At 61.8% G+C, this 18,098-nt stretch carries 17 protein-coding genes; 9 read left to right on the forward strand and 8 right to left on the reverse strand.

Annotated elements, in window-relative coordinates; translation table 11 throughout:
- Positions 1-17: 17 nt before the first annotated feature.
- Entirely contained in the window at positions 18-911 is an 894-nt protein-coding gene (locus BLU37_RS07090; protein ID WP_090203534.1) for a LysR family transcriptional regulator, read from the reverse strand.
- Positions 912-1,022: 111 nt separating this feature from the next.
- On the opposite strand from BLU37_RS07090, the gene trpB reads away from it, so the two are divergent.
- The 5 genes from trpB (at position 1,023) to BLU37_RS07110 (ending at position 6,367) form a co-directional block, all read left to right on the forward strand.
- Positions 1,023-2,243, forward strand: coding sequence for a tryptophan synthase subunit beta (gene trpB, locus BLU37_RS07095; RefSeq protein WP_090203537.1), 1,221 nt, complete (start codon positions 1,023-1,025; stop codon positions 2,241-2,243).
- Entirely contained in the window at positions 2,243-3,052 is an 810-nt protein-coding gene (gene trpA, locus BLU37_RS07100; protein WP_090203540.1) for a tryptophan synthase subunit alpha, read from the forward strand. The genes trpB and trpA overlap by 1 nt, the downstream gene beginning before the upstream one ends.
- Positions 3,053-3,298: 246 nt before the next feature.
- Positions 3,299-4,573 carry a DNA topoisomerase 2-like domain-containing protein gene (locus tag BLU37_RS28970; RefSeq protein WP_157696367.1) on the forward strand — a complete coding sequence of 425 codons (1,275 nt, stop codon included), beginning with the start codon at positions 3,299-3,301 and terminating at the stop codon, positions 4,571-4,573.
- Positions 4,574-4,677: 104 nt separating this feature from the next.
- The gene (locus tag BLU37_RS07105) at positions 4,678-5,781 is read left to right on the forward strand and encodes a hypothetical protein (RefSeq protein ID WP_090203542.1); all 1,104 of its coding nucleotides are present in this window, start codon (positions 4,678-4,680) and stop codon (positions 5,779-5,781) included.
- A 139-nt stretch (positions 5,782-5,920) separates the two neighbouring features.
- Positions 5,921-6,367, forward strand: coding sequence for an anti-virulence regulator CigR family protein (locus BLU37_RS07110; RefSeq protein ID WP_090203544.1), 447 nt, complete (start codon positions 5,921-5,923; stop codon positions 6,365-6,367).
- 11 nt (positions 6,368-6,378) lie between these two features.
- Here BLU37_RS07110 and BLU37_RS07115 read toward each other — a convergent pair whose 3' ends face one another.
- Positions 6,379-6,738, reverse strand: coding sequence for a DOPA 4,5-dioxygenase family protein (locus tag BLU37_RS07115; RefSeq protein WP_090203546.1), 360 nt, complete (start codon positions 6,736-6,738; stop codon positions 6,379-6,381).
- A 40-nt stretch (positions 6,739-6,778) separates the two neighbouring features.
- Positions 6,779-7,729 carry a choline sulfate utilization transcriptional regulator gene (locus tag BLU37_RS07120; protein ID WP_010447528.1) on the reverse strand — a complete coding sequence of 317 codons (951 nt, stop codon included), beginning with the start codon at positions 7,727-7,729 and terminating at the stop codon, positions 6,779-6,781.
- Positions 7,730-7,844: 115 nt separating this feature from the next.
- On the opposite strand from BLU37_RS07120, the gene betC reads away from it, so the two are divergent.
- The 3 genes from betC (at position 7,845) to BLU37_RS07135 (ending at position 12,038) form a co-directional block, all read left to right on the forward strand.
- A complete protein-coding gene (gene betC / locus BLU37_RS07125; RefSeq protein ID WP_090203549.1) occupies positions 7,845-9,359 on the forward strand; it encodes a choline-sulfatase in 1,515 nt (504 codons plus the stop codon).
- 18 nt (positions 9,360-9,377) lie between these two features.
- Positions 9,378-10,298: a choline ABC transporter substrate-binding protein gene (choX, locus tag BLU37_RS07130; protein WP_090203551.1), complete on the forward strand. Its 921-nt coding sequence runs from the start codon at positions 9,378-9,380 to the stop codon at positions 10,296-10,298.
- Between the two features lie 171 nt (positions 10,299-10,469).
- On the forward strand, positions 10,470-12,038 hold the full coding sequence (locus BLU37_RS07135; protein WP_090203554.1) for a SulP family inorganic anion transporter: 1,569 nt from the start codon (positions 10,470-10,472) through the stop codon (positions 12,036-12,038).
- 197 nt (positions 12,039-12,235) lie between these two features.
- On the opposite strand, the gene aroE is transcribed toward BLU37_RS07135, so the two are convergent.
- The gene (gene aroE, locus BLU37_RS07140; protein WP_090203556.1) at positions 12,236-13,057 is read right to left on the reverse strand and encodes a shikimate dehydrogenase; all 822 of its coding nucleotides are present in this window, start codon (positions 13,055-13,057) and stop codon (positions 12,236-12,238) included.
- Between the two features lie 76 nt (positions 13,058-13,133).
- Positions 13,134-14,045 carry an oxygen-dependent coproporphyrinogen oxidase gene (hemF, locus tag BLU37_RS07145; protein ID WP_090203558.1) on the reverse strand — a complete coding sequence of 304 codons (912 nt, stop codon included), beginning with the start codon at positions 14,043-14,045 and terminating at the stop codon, positions 13,134-13,136.
- 168 nt (positions 14,046-14,213) lie between these two features.
- Between hemF and BLU37_RS07150 the strand changes: the two genes are divergently transcribed.
- Entirely contained in the window at positions 14,214-15,191 is a 978-nt protein-coding gene (locus BLU37_RS07150) for an NADPH:quinone reductase (RefSeq protein WP_090203561.1), read from the forward strand.
- A 44-nt stretch (positions 15,192-15,235) separates the two neighbouring features.
- Here BLU37_RS07150 and BLU37_RS07155 read toward each other — a convergent pair whose 3' ends face one another.
- From BLU37_RS07155 to BLU37_RS07165, 3 genes are all read right to left on the reverse strand, one after another.
- Positions 15,236-15,793 (reverse strand): L-threonylcarbamoyladenylate synthase, encoded by a 558-nt coding sequence (locus BLU37_RS07155; protein WP_010447535.1) that lies wholly within the window; start codon positions 15,791-15,793, stop codon positions 15,236-15,238.
- A 34-nt stretch (positions 15,794-15,827) separates the two neighbouring features.
- Positions 15,828-16,928: a DNA-processing protein DprA gene (gene dprA, locus BLU37_RS07160; RefSeq protein WP_010447536.1), complete on the reverse strand. Its 1,101-nt coding sequence runs from the start codon at positions 16,926-16,928 to the stop codon at positions 15,828-15,830.
- Between the two features lie 103 nt (positions 16,929-17,031).
- Positions 17,032-18,054, reverse strand: coding sequence for a LysM peptidoglycan-binding domain-containing protein (locus BLU37_RS07165; RefSeq protein WP_090203564.1), 1,023 nt, complete (start codon positions 18,052-18,054; stop codon positions 17,032-17,034).
- Positions 18,055-18,098 lie beyond the last annotated feature (44 nt).

Consider the following 18,098-nt stretch of genomic DNA (forward strand, 5'->3'; position numbering starts at 1 on the left):
CACCCTTTTTGTGCAGCTCAGGCGCCGTTTGCCAACTCGGCCTTGAGCCACTGCGCCAGTTGCAGGGCGCGCCCATCGACGGCGCGCCCTGGTAACCACAAGGCCAGTCGCCCGGGGGTTTCCTTGAAACCCCACGGTGCGACCAGCCGTCCGGCCCGCAGGTCATCCGCCACCAGCGCCTGTGGCGCAATCGCCACCCCGAGCCCGGCGACTGCCGCTTCCAGCAGGTAGTACAGATGTTCGAAGCCCTGCCCATACTTCAACTCGTTTGCCTCGATGCCGTTACTCTGCGCCCAACTCGGCCACGCTTGCGGCCGTGAACGGGTATGCAGCAGGGGCTCGCCGACCAGCCCGTGGGTCGACGCCGTGCGCAGCGCCTCGTAACGGGCGAAATGCGGACTCATCACCGGCCCGATGCGTTCGCAGGCCAGCTCGTGCACCTGCATGTCCGTCGGCCAGGGCGGCTCGGCGAACAGCAGCAGGGCATCCAGCCCCGGCTTGCGCGGATCCAGGTCACCTTCACCGGCCGACAGGTGCAGGCGCAGATCGGGCAGGTCGGCGTTCAGCCGCCCCAGACGCGGAATAAACCAGCGCGCCAGCAGGCTACCGGAACAACCGAGGACAAATGGCGCATCTTCGGCATCCCGAGTCAGCTCGGCACACACCGTGCGCAGCCGTTCGAAGGCTTCGGTGCTGGCATCGCGCAGGCGGATGCCGGCATCTGTGAGTTTAAGGCCGCGTCCATCCTTGATGAACACACTCAACCCCAGGTGTTCCTCGAGCACTTTCAATTGCCGGCTGACCGCACCGTGGGTCACATGCAGCTGTTCGGCGGCCTGACTGACGCTGTTCAGACGGGCAGTGGCCTCAAAGGCGCGCAAGGCGTTGAGCGGGGGCAGGTCACGGCTCATGATATCTGTGAGTTTTCCTGACAGGTTTCAGCGATCTTATCGGTTTTCATCTGCGTCTGTCATGGTTAGAGTGAAGCCATCGATCTTTCCATCATCCACCTGGAGCCTCCCATGACCCAGTCCCTCCTGCGCAACGGCCCCGATGCCAATGGTCTGTTCGGCGCATTCGGCGGCCGCTATGTGGCTGAAACCCTGATGCCGCTGATCCTCGACCTGAACCGCGAGTACGAGACCGCCAAGGTCGATCCGGCATTCATCGAGGAGCTGGCCTATTTCCAGCGCGACTACGTCGGCCGTCCCAGCCCGCTGTATTTCGCCGAACGCCTGACCGAACACTGCGGCGGCGCGAAGATCTACCTCAAGCGCGAAGAGCTGAACCACACCGGCGCGCACAAGATCAACAACTGCATCGGCCAGATCCTGCTGGCGCGGCGCATGGGCAAGCAACGCATCATCGCCGAGACCGGCGCCGGCATGCATGGCGTGGCCACCGCCACCGTGGCCGCACGCTTCGGCCTGCAATGTGTGATCTACATGGGCACCACCGACATCGAGCGCCAGCAGGCCAACGTGTTCCGCATGAAACTGCTGGGCGCCGAGGTGATCCCGGTGGTCGCCGGCACCGGCACGCTCAAGGACGCCATGAACGAAGCCCTGCGTGACTGGGTGACCAACGTCGACAGCACCTTCTACCTGATCGGCACCGTCGCCGGTCCGCATCCGTATCCAGCCATGGTCCGCGATTTCCAGGCGGTCATCGGCAAGGAAACCCGCGACCAGATGCAAGCCCAGGAAGGGCGCCTGCCCGACAGCCTGGTGGCGTGCATCGGTGGTGGTTCCAACGCCATGGGCCTGTTCCATCCGTTCCTCGATGACACCAGCGTCGAGATCATCGGCGTCGAGGCGGCCGGCCACGGCATCGAGACCGGCAAGCACGCCGCCAGCCTGAACGGCGGCGTACCGGGTGTGCTGCACGGCAACCGGACCTTCCTGCTGCAGGACAACGACGGCCAGATCATCGACGCCCACTCGATCTCCGCCGGCCTGGATTACCCCGGCATCGGCCCGGAACACGCCTGGTTGCACGACATCGGCCGTGTCCAGTACACCTCGGTGACCGATGACGAAGCCCTGACCGCGTTCCACCAGTGCTGCCGCCTCGAAGGCATCATCCCGGCCCTGGAAAGCGCCCACGCCCTGGCTGAAGTCTTCAAGCGCGCACCGACCCTGCCCAAGGATCACCTGATGGTGGTCAACCTGTCCGGTCGTGGCGACAAGGACATGCAAACCGTCATGCACCACATGCAACAGTCCCAGCAGGAGAAACACTGATGAGCCGCCTGCAAGCCCGCTTTGCCGAGCTGAAACAACAGAACCGCGCCGCCCTGGTGACCTTCGTCACCGCCGGCGATCCGGGCTACGACACGTCCCTGGCGATCCTCAAGGGTCTGCCCAAGGCCGGTGCCGACGTGATCGAGCTGGGCATGCCCTTCACCGATCCGATGGCCGATGGCCCGGCGATCCAGCTGGCGAACATCCGCGCGCTGGCCGCCCAGCAGAACCTGGCGAAAACCCTGCAGATGGTTCGCGAGTTCCGCGCCGAGAACAACGAGACGCCATTGGTACTGATGGGTTACTTCAACCCGATTCACTACTACGGCGTACCGCGCTTCATCGCCGATGCCAAGGCCGCCGGTGTCGATGGCCTGATCGTGGTCGACCTGCCGCCGGAACATAACAATGAACTGTGCGACCCGGCCCAGGCCGCGGGGCTGGACTTCATCCGCCTGACCACACCGACCACCGACGATGCTCGCCTGCCGACCGTGCTCAATGGCAGCTCGGGCTTCGTCTACTACGTGTCGGTGGCCGGCGTGACCGGCGCCGGCTCGGCCACCCTGGAACACGTCGAGGAGGCGGTGAGCCGCCTGCGTCGCCACACCGACCTGCCGATCAGCATCGGCTTCGGCATCCGCACACCGGAGCAGGCTGCCGCCATCGCCCGCCTGGCGGATGGCGTGGTGGTCGGCTCGGCGCTGATCGACCAGATCGCCAAGGCCGAAAACGACGCACAAGCCGTCGATGGCGTACTGAGCCTGTGCGCGGCACTGGCGCAAGGGGTGCGCGCGGCGCGCAACTGATTCACCGAGTCACAGGCAACACCCGAAGGGCCTCAGCGCTACAGCGCTGAGGCCCTTTTTCATGGTCGCAATAATCCTTTCCCTACCCGGTGTTCAGACCTGCGAACCGATTCGCCAGCGATGGGCGTTTATTGGAAGTGTACCCGCCCTTGAGCGCCAACCATTTAACGCGCGTACCGCCGTTATAACGGCGGATCGCGCCAGTACCGACGTACTGGGTCGTTTCAATTTCAAGAACGAGCCCCCATGTTTCTTCCCTTTACCCCCCTTGTAAGTTTCACGAAACTTCCCTCCAGCCTATTCCCGGGCCAGCACTCGGAAAAAAATTCCAGAGCACACCAGGAAGTTCAAGTTGTCAAAAACGTCCCCAATGAGAAAGGAACCCCCATCGAAATAAGCGCTTGCGTGAATGAAACCGAAGACGCAGTGACCCGAGTCAACCGCGCCATAGATACACTACGGACTGCACAGAACAACGCGCAGGCGTTTAAAAATAGCTTGATAAGCCTGAAAGAAAAAATCGATAGCGTCACGAACCAACCCGACAAGGGTTTTCTTCGTTATTCCGAAACAAAAGATCTTTATTTGAGCAACCATTTCAAAATACTTGAAACCGTCGGCTTACGTGATGCCGGCGCTGCGAAATTCGAGAAAAAATTTGATGGACTCGAACTCGAGTTTGGAAAAAAAACGAGCAAGGAAAACATAATTTCTAAAATAGATGAAAAACTGGCTGATCAGGATAAATATATCAATACCCTTGGGGATAGAATAAAACTTCAAGAAGGAAAATTATCTGCCGAGCGGCCCACAACAAATGACGCAGATTCAAATACGCCCGACGAAATAAAAAGCGACCAACATGAGGACATGAACGATGTGCTGAGCCCATGGCCCAAGGAAAAACCACAAAATCAATTTGTTCACTCGTTAATTTCAAATCACTTAAAATGCGATAAAGCAGAGTTGACTGACGATCAGATTGAGTACCTCGAATCTATTTTAAACGACCGGAAAAACCCTGAAAAACAAGACTCACAATCAAATTTCGATACAACTGGCAACCCTACCGCGCAAATAATTTCGCAACAATCAATAGAGTCAATTGACCAGATATCCACCGAGAAAAAAGATAATAAATCTGGAGCGTTCCGCCCCCCAGTACCACCACGAACGTCTCCGTATAAAGAACGCACAAGCGCTCCTGACAAAAACATCCAAGCCAACCCGGCGCAACCAGTGCTTGCAAAGGCTACAGAAAGAGCGTTCGAGAAACTCTTCAACAGCGAACAAAAAACACCTGATGATCGGGGTGTGCTGCCATCGTCACAGGTCAAGCGTAGCGAGTCGGAAGCAGGTACACGTTCCGCGCCAATTCGACCACCACGAAAAATAGATCTACTGAAAACTCTGAATAGGACCCAGAGCGATCCTGCAAGCAGTACAACAGGAACAACAGAGAATACGTTCAACGATATCAGAGCTTACTGGGAGGTACAGAGCAAGTCCGGCTCGGTTTAAGCCATCGGCTATGCAATAACTCGAAAAACCACAGGGAAGAGATCATTATCGGCGATAATAATCTCTTCCCGCCTGACTTTCACTTCCCGTGAACAGGATTGAATATGCCATTCAAGATCGGAAGTCGTAATATTCAAAACATATTGAGTGCCCCTCAGGATCTCAAGAAATGCGAGGGCGAGATCAGCAAACTGGTGGCCGGCCTGGAAAATGTTCATAACCGTGAAAAAAGTTTCCTTGAACAGGAAAAACGCATCCTTGAACACAGGGCAATTGCCAGTGAACTGAAGAGTGCCACAGCCGATGCCAGGCCTCGCTGCAAAGCCTACCGAAAATATACATCACCCTGGAGACTGAGCGAAAACCCACGTCCCTTTGTTCGTCAAAAAAACGATCAGATACATATAACCCCACGCAAGGGGGTAAAAATATACTGGGCGGAAAAATGTGATCGGATTTTCAACACAGCGCTCACGGTTGCGCCTTCAAAGTATGATGGGGGATATAACCAGGCATCCGCCAAGATAAGCCAGCTTAATGACTACATTGGAGAAAGAATCGATGGCGTCAACAAGCGGACACCCCTCGAACTGCTTGAAGAAATATCCAACGTCAACATACAGCACAAGGCATTGGACAGAAATGAAGTTTCCATGAGCAAACATCAAAAGGCTCTAGGCAAGCAGTACGCCAAACAACAAAAATACCAGGAGCGGGAAGCCATCAAACAGGAGATGACCAAAGCCGCTTTCGCTCTTTTTATCGAACCGGGCACCGTCGACTATCTGAACAGGGAAACAGACAAGAAACCGAAGCTGGCAGATACGTTAAAAAATGTCTCCCGCAGCGATATCATCCAGCTATTGAATGATGGCTTTGCCAATCATCCCTCGGACTCGACCAGCACCTACCGCTACGAAACCTGTTTATCCAAAAAAGAAATCAATCTGTACAAGAACCGGATAAACGACAAGGGCTCCGTTCTCATCGACAAATTCATGCCGGTAGATCCAGCCCCTTCAGCCAGCAAGGATAGCAATGTCGTGTTCATGATCGAGGGGACGCCCAGTGAAGCAGAGGCCGATGGCAACCGCTACAAGGTCTTCAGGCATGGCGGCAGGTACATTCCGGAGTCGGTGAACGTCGCGGACGATGGCAAGACTCACATTCATCTGCGGCAGGTAAGGAGTTCGATGTCCAGGGACTGAATCCGGCCAAGGGTAAAGTTCCTGATACAAAGGAATCTATAGGTTTCCCGACAGACTAAACAGCAAGACCCAGGAGGTTTGAAGCCGCGTCTTCAAACCTCCTTTTTTGCTGTATTGGCTGTGTGTGAGGAAGACCCCAATGAAAATGTCCAAACGCCTGATTGCCGGTCTTGGCGTGTTCATGCTCGGCGCCAGTTCACTGTTGCAGGCGGCGCCGCAATTCGATGGCCGCGGTCCGGACCAGGATCGCGGCGGCTATGGTCAGCAAGACCACGGCAGGGGACCCGACCGGGGCCCAGGCGAGCCGAACTGGCGTCGCCCGCCACAGGATTTCGGCCCGGTTCGCCAGATCATCCATGACGACCGCGAGCACTTCACCCGTGGCGCGCCACCGCCGCCCGGCATCCGTATCGTTCGCGGCCAACCGTTGCCACCCGGCTACTATGGCGAACGCCTCGATCCGCGTGCCGTAGCGCGCCTACCGGCCTACCACGGCTACGAATGGCGCCGGGTCGGCGGCGATGTCGCGCTGGTCGCGATCGGTACCGGGATCGTCTATGAAGTGCTGAACGACGTCCTGTACTGATCGCCCCATGGTCACTGACTCGCCGCTGGCCCCTCACTCCGCGCCTGGAAGATCGACAGGTCCAACGGCCTGACAGCCCCCATCCAGACCCCATGGTCGCGATGATCGGCCAGATCATCGCCGGTCAGCGGATGCAGGAACACCACCAGCCCCTTGCGGTGGAGCGCCAACCACGGCAGCACGACGCCGATATACTGGGCCTCGAAAGCCAGCTGGCAGCTCCAGTCCGGATGCGGCCCCACCGGGCGCTGATGCATGCGCCCCATCTGCAACGCAAACGTCGTCGCCGCCAACTCACAGAGTTCGCGCGCCTGCTCCAAGGTCGAGGCGTCAAAATAGACGTGGGCGTGATAGCCCTTGATACGTTGCATACCGCTCTCTTCCATTGGCCCCAGGGGGAAAGATTCAACGCTACACCGCAATCGACGGCAAGCCCAGTCCCACCAGTGACTGCGCGCTGCTGGCCTGCTCGGCCATCAACCAGTCGAAGAAGCGCTGGATCAACAGCCCGCGTCGTTTGCGCGGCGGCAGCACCACGTAGTAACCGAAGGTCGACAGCACCGTCTGGTTGATCGGTCGGCACAACAAACCCTGCTCCAGCAAGTTATCCACAAGGTGCCGCCAGCCAATGGCAAAACCCTGGCCGCCAATCGCCGCCTGGATCAGTAGAGTGTAGTTGTCGAAGCGCAACTGTCCCGGTGCCGGCGCGGTGGAAAGGCCCAGTTCGCGAAATACCCCGGCCCAGTCGAACCAGTGGCTGCTGCTCTCGCCCTTGAGGTGCAGCAGGGGATACTCCAGCAGCACATCGGTCGCCAGCGGCCGCTCGCGTCCCTGCAGCAATTGCGGGCTGCACACCGGGAACACTTCCTCGCTGAACAGCCAGTGGCTCTCACCCTGCTTGAAACGGCCCTGACCAAACAGCACGGCCACGTCGATATCGGTACGCAGCATGTTGTGACTGCGCTCGCTGGTCACCAGGCTGACGTCGACCTGCGGGTTGGCCGCGTGGAAGCGATGCAGGCGCGGCATCAGCCAGTACGCGGCAAAGGCAAAGTCGGTGGCCACCTGCAGCACCTCATGCCGGCTATGGGCAGTCACCGCGCTCAGGCCGCTTTCAATACTCTGCAACCCCACCTGAACCTGCTCGAACAGTAGCGAACCGGCTTCGGTCAGCTCGATGCCACGGTAGATGCGATCGAACAGCCGCGTCGCCAACTGTTCCTCCAGGCGCTTGATCTGCTGGCTGATCGCCGGCTGGGTGGTGCCCAGTTCCACTGCCGCCGCCGTGAAACTGCGATGACGGGCCGCCGCTTCGAACACCCGCAGCAAGTCGAGAGACAACTCACCCAGCGCATCAAACATAAGCTGTACTTATCCTAGTCATTGTGTGGCGTGGGCTTTACCGTCAATAGGCAACGGCCACATGCTCAATCGCAGCACTATCGCATAACATTCGACTATGGAACGCCGCGATACCATGAAGCGCAAGAACATTCTCTTCATCATGGCCGACCAGATGGCCGCCCCGCTGTTGCCCCTCTACGGCCCGTCGCCGATCAAGCTGCCGAACCTGAGCCGCCTGGCCGCCGCAGGCGTGGTCTTCGACGCGGCCTATTGCAACAGCCCGCTGTGTGCGCCTTCACGCTTCACCCTGGTCAGCGGCCAGTTGCCGAGCAACATCGGCGCCTATGACAACGCCGCCGATTTCCCCGCCGACGTACCGACCTATGCCCACTACCTGCGCCGCCTGGGCTACCGCACCGCGCTGTCGGGCAAGATGCATTTCTGCGGCCCCGACCAGCTGCATGGCTACGAGGAACGCCTGACCAGCGACATCTACCCGGCGGACTACGGCTGGGCGGTGAACTGGGACGAACCGGACGTGCGCCCCAGCTGGTACCACAACATGTCCTCGGTGCTGCAGGCCGGCCCGTGCGTGCGGACCAACCAGCTGGATTTCGATGAAGAGGTGGTGTTCAAGGCCCAACAGTATCTGTACGACCACGTGCGCGAAGACGGCGACCGACCGTTCTGCCTGACCGTGTCGATGACCCATCCCCACGACCCGTACACCATTCCCAAGGCGTTCTGGGACCTGTACCGCGACGAGGACATCCCGCTGCCGCACACCCCGCCCCAGGACAGCCTCGACCCGCACTCGCAACGCCTGCTCAAGGTCTACGACCTGTGGGGCAAGCCGCTGCCTGTGGATAAGATCCGTGATGCCCGCCGCGCCTACTTCGGCGCCTGCAGCTACATCGACAGCAACGTCGGCAAGCTGCTGCAGACCCTGGAAGACATCGGCCTGGCCGATGACACGATCATCGTGTTCTCCGGCGACCACGGCGACATGCTCGGCGAGCGCGGGCTCTGGTACAAGATGCACTGGTTCGAGATGTCCGCCCGGGTGCCGCTGCTGATCAGCGCGCCGGGACAGTTCGCCGCCAGGCGCGTCAGCGCCGCCGTGTCCACCGCCGACCTGCTGCCGACCCTGGTGGAACTGGCCGGCGGCAGCCTGCAGGCCGACCTGCCGCTGGATGGCCGCTCGCTGCTGCCGCACCTCAAGGGCGAGGGCGGGCATGACGAAGTGTTCGGCGAGTACATGGCCGAGGGCACCGTCAGCCCGTTGATGATGATCCGCCGTGGTGCCTACAAGTTCGTCTACAGCGAAGACGATCCGTGCCTGCTCTACGATATCCACAACGATCCGCGCGAAGAGGAAGAACTCAGCCAGTCACCGGACCACCAGCAATTGTTCAACGACTTCCTGGCCGAAGCCCGGGCGAAATGGAATATCCCGGCGATCCACCAACAGGTACTCGCCAGCCAGCGGCGCCGGCGCTTCGTCGCCGATGCCCTGGCCCTCGGAACGCTGAAGAGCTGGGACCACCAGCCGATGGTAGACGCCAGTCAGCAATACATGCGCAACCATATCGACCTCGACGATCTGGAGCGCAAGGCCCGTTATCCACAACCCTGCCAAAACCAATAACGAACACAAGGGGAAGCCATGAAGAAGTTATCCACAATGCTCTGCGCCGGGCTGCTGACCGTGAGCAGCCTGGGCGCCCATGCCGACCAGAGTTGCGCGACGGTGAAAATGGCCGATCCGGGCTGGAGCGATATCGCCGCGACCAACGCCATCGCCGGCCTGTTGCTCGACAGCCTGGGCTACAAGTCCAAGGTCGATACCCTGGCGGTACCGATCACCTATGGCGGCCTCAAGGACGGCCAGGTGGACGTGTTCCTCGGCAACTGGATGCCGGCGCAACAGGGCTTCTACGACAAATTCATCGCCAATGGCGATGTCACGCAACTGGCGAAGAACCTCGAAGGGACCGAGTTCACCCTGGCGGTCCCGGACTATGTGTGGAACGCCGGCGTGCATGACTTCGCCGACCTGCATAAATTCGCCGACCAGTTCGACAAGAAGCTCTACGGCATCGGCTCCGGCGCACCGGCCAACGCCTCGCTGGCACAGATCATCAAGAACAACGAGTTCGATCTGGGCCAGTGGAAACTGGTGGAGTCCAGCGAGCAGGCGATGCTGGCCGAGGTCGGCCGGTCGATCAAGAAGCAGAAGTTCGTGGTGTTCCTCGGCTGGACCCCGCACCCGATGAACGTGCAGATCAAGATGCACTACCTCAAGGGCGGCGAGAAGTATTTCGGCGATAGCGGCAGCGTCTATACCGTGACCCGCAAGGATTATGCACAGGCCTGTCCGAACGTCGGCAAGCTGTTTTCCAACCTGAGCTTCACCCTGGACATGGAAAACAGCATCATGGCCGAAGTGACGAACAAGAAGCTCAGCAATACCGAGGCGGCCAAGGCCTGGATCAAGGCCAACCCGGCGGTGCTGGACAAGTGGCTGGACGGCGTGAAAACCGAAGATGGCCAGGATGGGCTGGCGGCGGTGAAGGCCAAGCTCTGAGCCTGGGAGTCCGGCCTCACCTACGGGGCTCTTGTGGGAGCCGGCCGGCTCCCACAAGAAGACAACGTATGGCCTGTAGTTCGCGTATGGAATAAACCCCATGCCCCATATGCCAGGCCTGCTGACACACTGTTCCTCACCCCGACACCGACTTATCCAACCGAGAGAGCCATGGGCTGGACCAACCGCCACGCACTCCTGCCATTTCTCAGCTGGCTGCCCCGGCAGACCCGCGCCAGTGTCAGCCGTGACCTGATCGTCGGCCTGAGCGGTGCCATCCTCGCGTTGCCGCAGTCGGTCGCCTATGCCCTGATCGCCGGCCTACCGCCGGAGTACGGGCTCTATGCGGCGATCGTCCCGGTGCTGATCGCCTGTCTCTGGGGCTCGTCCTGGCACCTGATCTGCGGTCCTACTGCGGCGATCTCCATTGTCCTGTTCGCCAGCGTCAGTCCGCTGGCCGTTCCCGGCAGCCAGGACTACATCACCCTGATCCTGCTGCTGACCTTCATTGCCGGCATCTTCCAGTGGCTGCTGGGCATGTTGCGGTTCGGCGCCCTGGTGAACTTCGTCTCGCATTCGGTGGTGCTCGGCTTCACCCTCGGCGCGGCCGTGGTCATCGCCCTCGGGCAACTGCCGAACCTGCTCGGTCTCGATGTGGCGAACCAGGCCACCGCACTCAACAGCCTGCTGGCGCTCATCCAGCATATCGGCGAGCTCGACCGGCCTTCGCTGGCCCTCGGGTTCGGGACGCTGGTGGTCGGCCTGCTGCTCAAATCGCTGCTGCCGCGCTGGCCGACCTTGCTGTTCACCCTGGTGCTCGCCAGCCTGCTGGTCTGGTTGTGGCCGGGGCTGTTCGGCCATGTGCAACGGGTCAAGGGCTTCGTCGGACAACTGCCGCCGTTCAGCCCGCTGCCGCTGGACCTGGAAACCGTGCTGCGGTTGCTGCCCAGCGCCGTCGCCGTGGGCATGCTCGGTTTGGTGACCAGCCTGTCGATTGCCCGCTCGTTATCCACCCGCTCGCAACAACTGCTCGATGCCAACCAGGAAGTCAGTGCCCAGGGCCTGTCGAATATCGTCGGCAGCCTGTTCTCCGGCTACCTGTCCGCCGGTTCGTTCACCCGTGCCGCTCTCAGCTACGAAGCCGGCGCGCACTCGCCGCTGGCCGGGGTGTTCTCGGCCCTCTGGGTGGCGCTGTTCGCGGTCTGCGGCTCGGCGCTGATCGCCCATATCCCGATTCCGGCCATGGCCGGCAGCATCCTGCTGATCAGTTGGGGATTGGTGGATCATCGTGGCATCCGGGCTCTGTGGCGGGTCAGCCACGCCGAGTTCGTGGTGATGACCCTGACCTGCGTGGCAACCCTGCTGCTGGAGTTGCAGACGGCGATCTATGCCGGGGTATTGGCCTCGCTGTTTTTCTACCTCAAGCGTACCTCGCAGCCACGGGTACAGCATTGGCGCGATGGCGAGGAGGAGGTGCTGCGGGTCGGCGGCTCGATTTTCTTCGGCGCCAGCCATTACCTGCAGGTGCGCCTGCAACGGCTACAGGGACCACGGGTGGTGATCGAGGCGCAGCAGATCAACTTCATCGACTATTCCGGGGTGGAAATGCTGCACCAGGAGGCGCGCCGGCTGGCCCGCGAGGGACGCAGCCTGACGTTGCGCAAGGCACGGGCGCAGGTGGTCGAGGAGTTGGTGAAACTCGAGGGTGTGGATAAGTGCCCGATCCGCTTCGAGGATTGAGCACTCTCTCCTGATACACCGCTGTTTCCCTGTACAACGCCACCCCTTGTAGGAGCCGGGCTCGTCGGGGCGCCGAACCGCCGCGAATGCGATTTCACCGGCGCCACACAGCCTCGGGATGATGGCCGCCTTTGGCGGTTCGCGGGCAAGCCACGCTCCTACAGGGGGCGCGGTGGTACCAAATGATTGGCTAGCATTCAGATGGCCAGCAGGCGCCGCAACTCCGCCAGCACCGGTGCCGTATCTGGGCGTACGCCACGCCACAGCTCGAAGGCCTCCGCCGCCTGCTCGGCCAGCATGCCCAGGCCATCCAGCGCCACGGCCGCCGAGTGTTCGCTGGCCCAACGACAGAACGCGGTCGGTTCCTTGCTGTACATCATGTCGTAGCAGACCGTCTTGCCCGACTCCACCAGGCTCGGCGCAATCGGCGGTACCTCATCGGACAGGCTGGCCGACGTGGCATTGATGATCAGGTCCACCGGCTCGCGCAGCCAGTCGAAACCGCTGGCGGCCACCGGGCCCAGATCGGCGAACAGCTCAGCCAGCAACTCGGCTTTCTCAACGGTGCGGTTGGCGATCACTACCGAGGCCGGTCGTTGCGCCAGCAGCGGCTCCAGGGCGCCACGGACCGCACCGCCCGCACCCAACAGCAGGATGCGCTTGCCCCGCAGGCTGAAACCGGCGTTGACCTCCAGATCGCGCACCAACCCGGCACCATCGGTGTTGTCGCCCTGCAGGCTGCCATCGGCCAGCTTGCTCAAGGTATTCACCGCCCCGGCCCGCCGCGCCCGATCGGTCAGGCTGTCGGCCAGGCGGAACGCTTCTTCCTTGAACGGCACTGTGACGTTGGCACCACGGCCTTCCTGAAAAAACGCCCGGGCACAACCGGAAAAAGCATCCAGCGGCGCCAGCAGCGTGCTGTAGTCCAACTGCTGACCGGTCTGCTCGGCGAACAGGCGGTGAATCAGCGGCGACTTGCTGTGGCCGATGGGATTGCCGAAGACAACGTAACGATCCATCAAACAAGGTCCTGTGTGGGCTGGGGAGCCAGCCGTCAGATCAATAGGGCGCAGATTCCAGCGATATGAACCTTGCCTACACCGCCAGCCAATCCCGATCCTGCAGGAAATACTCGGTCAACCGCGCCTCTTCGCTGCCCGGCGCCGCCTTCCAGTCATAACCCCAGCGCACTTGCGGCGGCAGCGACATCAGGATCGACTCGGTACGCCCGCCCGATTGCAGGCCGAACAGGGTGCCACGGTCATACACCAGGTTGAACTCCACGTAGCGGCCGCGACGGAATTCCTGGAATTCGCGCTGCTGTTCGGTCCAGGCCTGCGCCTTGCGCCGCTGGATGATCGGCAGATAGGCCTCGATGTAGGCATCGCCAATCGCCCGCATGAAGGCGAAGCAGGCGTCAAAGTCCCACTCGTTCAGGTCGTCGAAGAACAGGCCGCCAATGCCCCGTGGTTCGTTGCGATGCTTGATGTGGAAGTAGCTGTCGCACCAGGCCTTGTAGCGCGGGTAGACGTCCGCCCCGAACGGCGCGCAGGCCTGCTCGGCGACGCGGTGCCAGTGCACGCAGTCTTCCTCGTTGCCGTAGTAGGGCGTCAGGTCGAAGCCACCACCGAACCACCAGACCGGCTCTTCACCTTCCTTCTCGGCGATGAAGAAACGCACGTTGGCGTGGGAAGTCGGCACGTGGGGGTTGTGCGGGTGAATCACCAGCGACACCCCCAGCGCCTCGAAACCGCGCCCGGCCAGTTCCGGCCGATGGGCACTGGCCGAAGGCGGCAGGCCGGCACCAAAGACGTGGGAGAAGTTCACGCCGCCTTTCTCGATGACCTGGCCCTCGGCGATCACCCGGGTCCTGCCGCCACCGCCGGCCGGACGGGTCCAGGCGTCTTCGACGAAGCGCGCACCACCGTCCTCGGTTTCCAGCGCAGCGCAGATACGGTCTTGCAGGTCGAGCAGGTAGGCTTTAACGGCTTCGGTGCGGGTAGTCATGGCATCACCTTGAATCGGGCAAAGCTACGCGGCACGTCTGACGGCCGGCGGCAAAGGGCCCGTAGCATAACACCGCACCCATGACCGTCGCAGTTGACGAAGGTCAAACGAAGGAGTCCGATAGGGGGTCTACAGGCTTTCCAAGAAATCTGTTCAAGGAGCGTATCGATGGCCAAGCGAATCCAGTTCCGTGCCCATGGCGGCCCCGAAGTCCTCGAGTACGTGGACTACACCCCCGCCGAGCCGGGACCACAGCAGGTAAGGGTACAGAACAAGGCCATCGGCCTGAACTTCATCGACACCTACTGGCGCAGCGGCCTGTATGCACCGCCGAGCCTGCCGTCCGGACTGGGCGGCGAGGGCGCCGGGATCGTCGACGCGGTGGGCAGCGAGGTCACCCGTTTCAAGGTCGGTGACCGGGTCGCCTATGGCACCGGGCCGCTGGGCGCCTACAGCGAGTTTCACCTGCTGCCCGAAGCCCATCTGGTGAAGCTGCCGGAGCAGATCAGCTTCGAGCAGGGCGCTGCGGTGATGCTCAAGGGCCTGACCGTGCAATACCTGCTGCGCCAGACCCACGAACTGAAGGCCGGTGAGACGGTGCTGTTCCACGCCGCAGCGGGTGGCATCGGTTCGCTGGCCTGCCAGTGGGCCAAGGCCATCGGTGCGAAGCTGATCGGCACCGTGAGTTCGGCGCAAAAAGCCGCCTATGCCAAGTCACTGGGCGCCTGGGAAACCATCGACTACAGCCATGAAGACGTGGCGAAGCGGGTGCTGGAGCTGACCGATGGCAAGAAAGTCCCGGTGGTCTACGACGGTGTCGGCAAGGACACCTGGCTGACGTCCCTCGACTGCCTGGCGCCGCGTGGTCTGCTGGTGAGCTTCGGCAATGCCTCGGGGGCGGTGGAAGGGGTCAACCTGGGGATTCTCTCGGCCAAGGGTTCGCTGTACGTGACCCGGCCGACGCTGGGCACCTATGCCAGTAATCCACAGCAGTTGCAGGCCATGGCTGACGAGTTGTTCGGGCTGGTGATCGGTGGGCAGTTGAAGATCGAGATCGGCGCGCGTTATGGGCTGGCCGAGGCGGCCAAGGCGCAGATCGAACTGGCAGGGCGGCGGACGACCGGGTCGACGGTGTTGTTGCCCTGAGGTAGTGGGGATGGCCGCTGCCCTGTGGCAGCGGCCAGTGAGCACTACGACGGGCGCACCACCTTGCCCGTCGCCAGATCGCGAATCAGGCTCGGGTTCTTGCGCCCACCCAGATGACCACCCAGCACCAGGTCCAGCTGCCCACGGAAATACTGCTCCACCCGCAAGCGGGTCCTGGCCGACGGCCGACCCTGCGGGTTGGCCGAGGTGGAGATCAATGGCCCCACCAGCGAACACAGGTCCCGCACCAGCGGATGATCGCTGACGCGCAAGGCCACGGTGTCGTGTCGGCCGGTGATCCACTCGGGCAGCAGGTCCTGATGCGGCACCAACCAGGTATTGGGCCCCGGCCAGGTGCTGGCCATGCGATCGATCCAATCCTCGGGGAAGTCCTCGAAGAGGAAATCGAACTGGCGAATATTGTCGGCCACCAGGATCAGGCCCTTGTCCACCGAACGATTCTTGAGGGCCAGCAACCGATCCACCGCCTCTTCGTTCCAGGGATCGCACCCCAGCCCCCAGACCGCTTCGGTTGGATAGGCAATCACCGCTCCTGCGCGAATTTCTCGTGCGGCTTCTTGCACACGCCAACTCTTGACCATTGCTTGCTCTCCGGTTTTTTACGCTGCCGGCAGTTTACCCCAAGCGAGCCAACCAGCGACCGCCGTCGTTGGCAACCCGGCCTTCCAGTTCCAGCTCGGTCAGGCTCGCCAGCACCCGCGCCAGGCTCCAGCCGCAGGCGCGGGCCAGCGCCTCGCTGCTATGCGGGGCCACCTGCAACAAGGCCAACAGCGGGTGAGTGGGGCTTTCGGGCTGCACGCTGGCCGGCATGCGCTGCCAGCCCCGCAGGTTCTGCAGGATATCGTCGACCGTCTCCACCAGCACCGCGCCATCGCGGATCAACTGGTGACAGCCGCGAGCACCGGGATGATGGATCGAGCCGGGTATGGCATACACCTCGCGCCCCTGTTCCGCCGCCAGCCGCGCGGTGATCAGCGAGCCGCTGGCCACGCTGGCCTCGACCACCAGTACACCCAGGGACAGGCCGCTGATGATCCGGTTGCGCCGGGGAAAGTTGCCCGGATGCGGCGCGCAGTCCAGGGGAAACTCGGAAACCACGGCGCTGCCCTGGGCAATCATGGCCCGGGCCAGGGCACGATGGCGCTGTGGATAAAAATTCTCGAGGCCGGTGCCGAGCACGCCCACCGTCAACCCGCCCACGTCCAGAGCTGCCTGATGGGCCGCGCCATCGATGCCCAGGGCCAAGCCGCTGGTGATGACAAAACCGGCGGCGGCCAGGCTACGGGAAAAGGCCGCAGCGGTGTCCATGCCCGGTCGTGAAGCGCGCCGGCTACCGACCAGCGCCAGTTGCGGTTTGTCGAGAATCGTCGGATCGCCAGCGACGAACAGCAACGGCGGGGCATCGTTCAGTTCGGCCAGCAGCGCCGGGTAGCCAACCTGGTCCCACATCAGCAAATGCTGGTCCGAACGCTCTAGCCAGGCCAATCCAGCACTGGCGCCATCGCGTACGGCAGGGCTGCGGCGCGCCTCGGCGCTGCTTGCGGGCAGCCCCAGCGAGCGCCAGGCGGCAGCCGGGGCACTCAGGGCGGAGGAGGCCGAACCAAAGGCTTCGAGCAGTTGGTGGAAACGCCTGGGGCCGATCTCCGGCAGGCGATGCAGACGCAGGCGGGCTTCCAGCTCCGCCGGCGACAGGGAGGTACAAACAGACAGCGACATCAGCTCATCCTTGATCCGTGGCAGTCGTGATCAAAGCGGACAAGCTGTGGATAACTCTGTGAGTAACCTGTTCAGCAAGCGGCCGCAGCCGCTGCGAAAGCCGTTACGGATTGCGTACCTTGTCCTGCACCGCCAGCGACCGCGTGGCATTGAGTACCAAACCATAGCTGAGCTTTTCGTAGGTGCGGAACACCATCAACAGGCCAGAACGCTCGTCGGGAATCTTCACCTGTTGCCCGGTGACCCGGTCGCGAACCGTCTCACCGGTCTTGAACACCGCGAGAACATTGCCTTCGGCCAATCCGTCGCGGCGTCCCTTGTCGATCGTCACCACGTCCATGACGCCGATCTGTGTAACACCTCGTGGCACATCTATGATCACGCCGTTGACCGGAGCCAGGGGCGCGCTCGGCATGAAAGTCGAGGTGATCGGCCGTTCCTCGCTGACGAACAGCCGGTCACCGAGCCGAACTTCCTCGGTGGTCCGCCGTAGCGTCAGAGTGCCGACATCGCCTTCGGTGGCCACCAGTTCACCGGTGCCGATGTCGTCGGCGTTGATGCCGAGGAATTCCTTGGTCTGCGGATCGGTATAGACCTTGCCCTGGCGGAACAGGCCATACACGTTGTGCGCCGGATCGAACGCACCGCGCGCATAGATGCGGTCGCCCATGCCACTGAGCACCCGCTCGTTGCTACCGGCCAGGATATACGGCGCACGCTTGAACGCCTCGACGCTGTCGACGATGCGGTTGCTCAGCAGAAAGGCGTTGATCTTCTCCAGCGGGATACTGGGAATCGCATCGGCCACCGGCGAGCGGCGCACCTGCGGTGACAGCTTGATGGTGCCTCGCGAGGCACCACGTTCAACCACCAGCCGCGGCTGGCCGTCGACGAACTGCAGGGTCAGGGTATCGCCGGGGTAGATCAGGTCGGGGTTGGCGATCTGCGGGTTGGCATGCCAGATCTGCGGCCACTTCCAGGGCTCGCGAAGAAACTTTCCGGAAATGTCCCACAGCGTGTCGCCGCGCACCACGGTGTAGCGTTGTGGATAACCATCCTTGAGTTGCACTTGCGCCTGCACGACACCGGTAAAGGCCAGCAGCAGGGCGAGTAGTGTTTTCCTCATGCAGTGAATCCCTTTATCATGTGTCTTCGCGTGAAACGCCAGAG

The organism is Pseudomonas asplenii (genome assembly GCF_900105475.1).
GTDB lineage: Bacteria > Pseudomonadota > Gammaproteobacteria > Pseudomonadales > Pseudomonadaceae > Aquipseudomonas > Aquipseudomonas asplenii.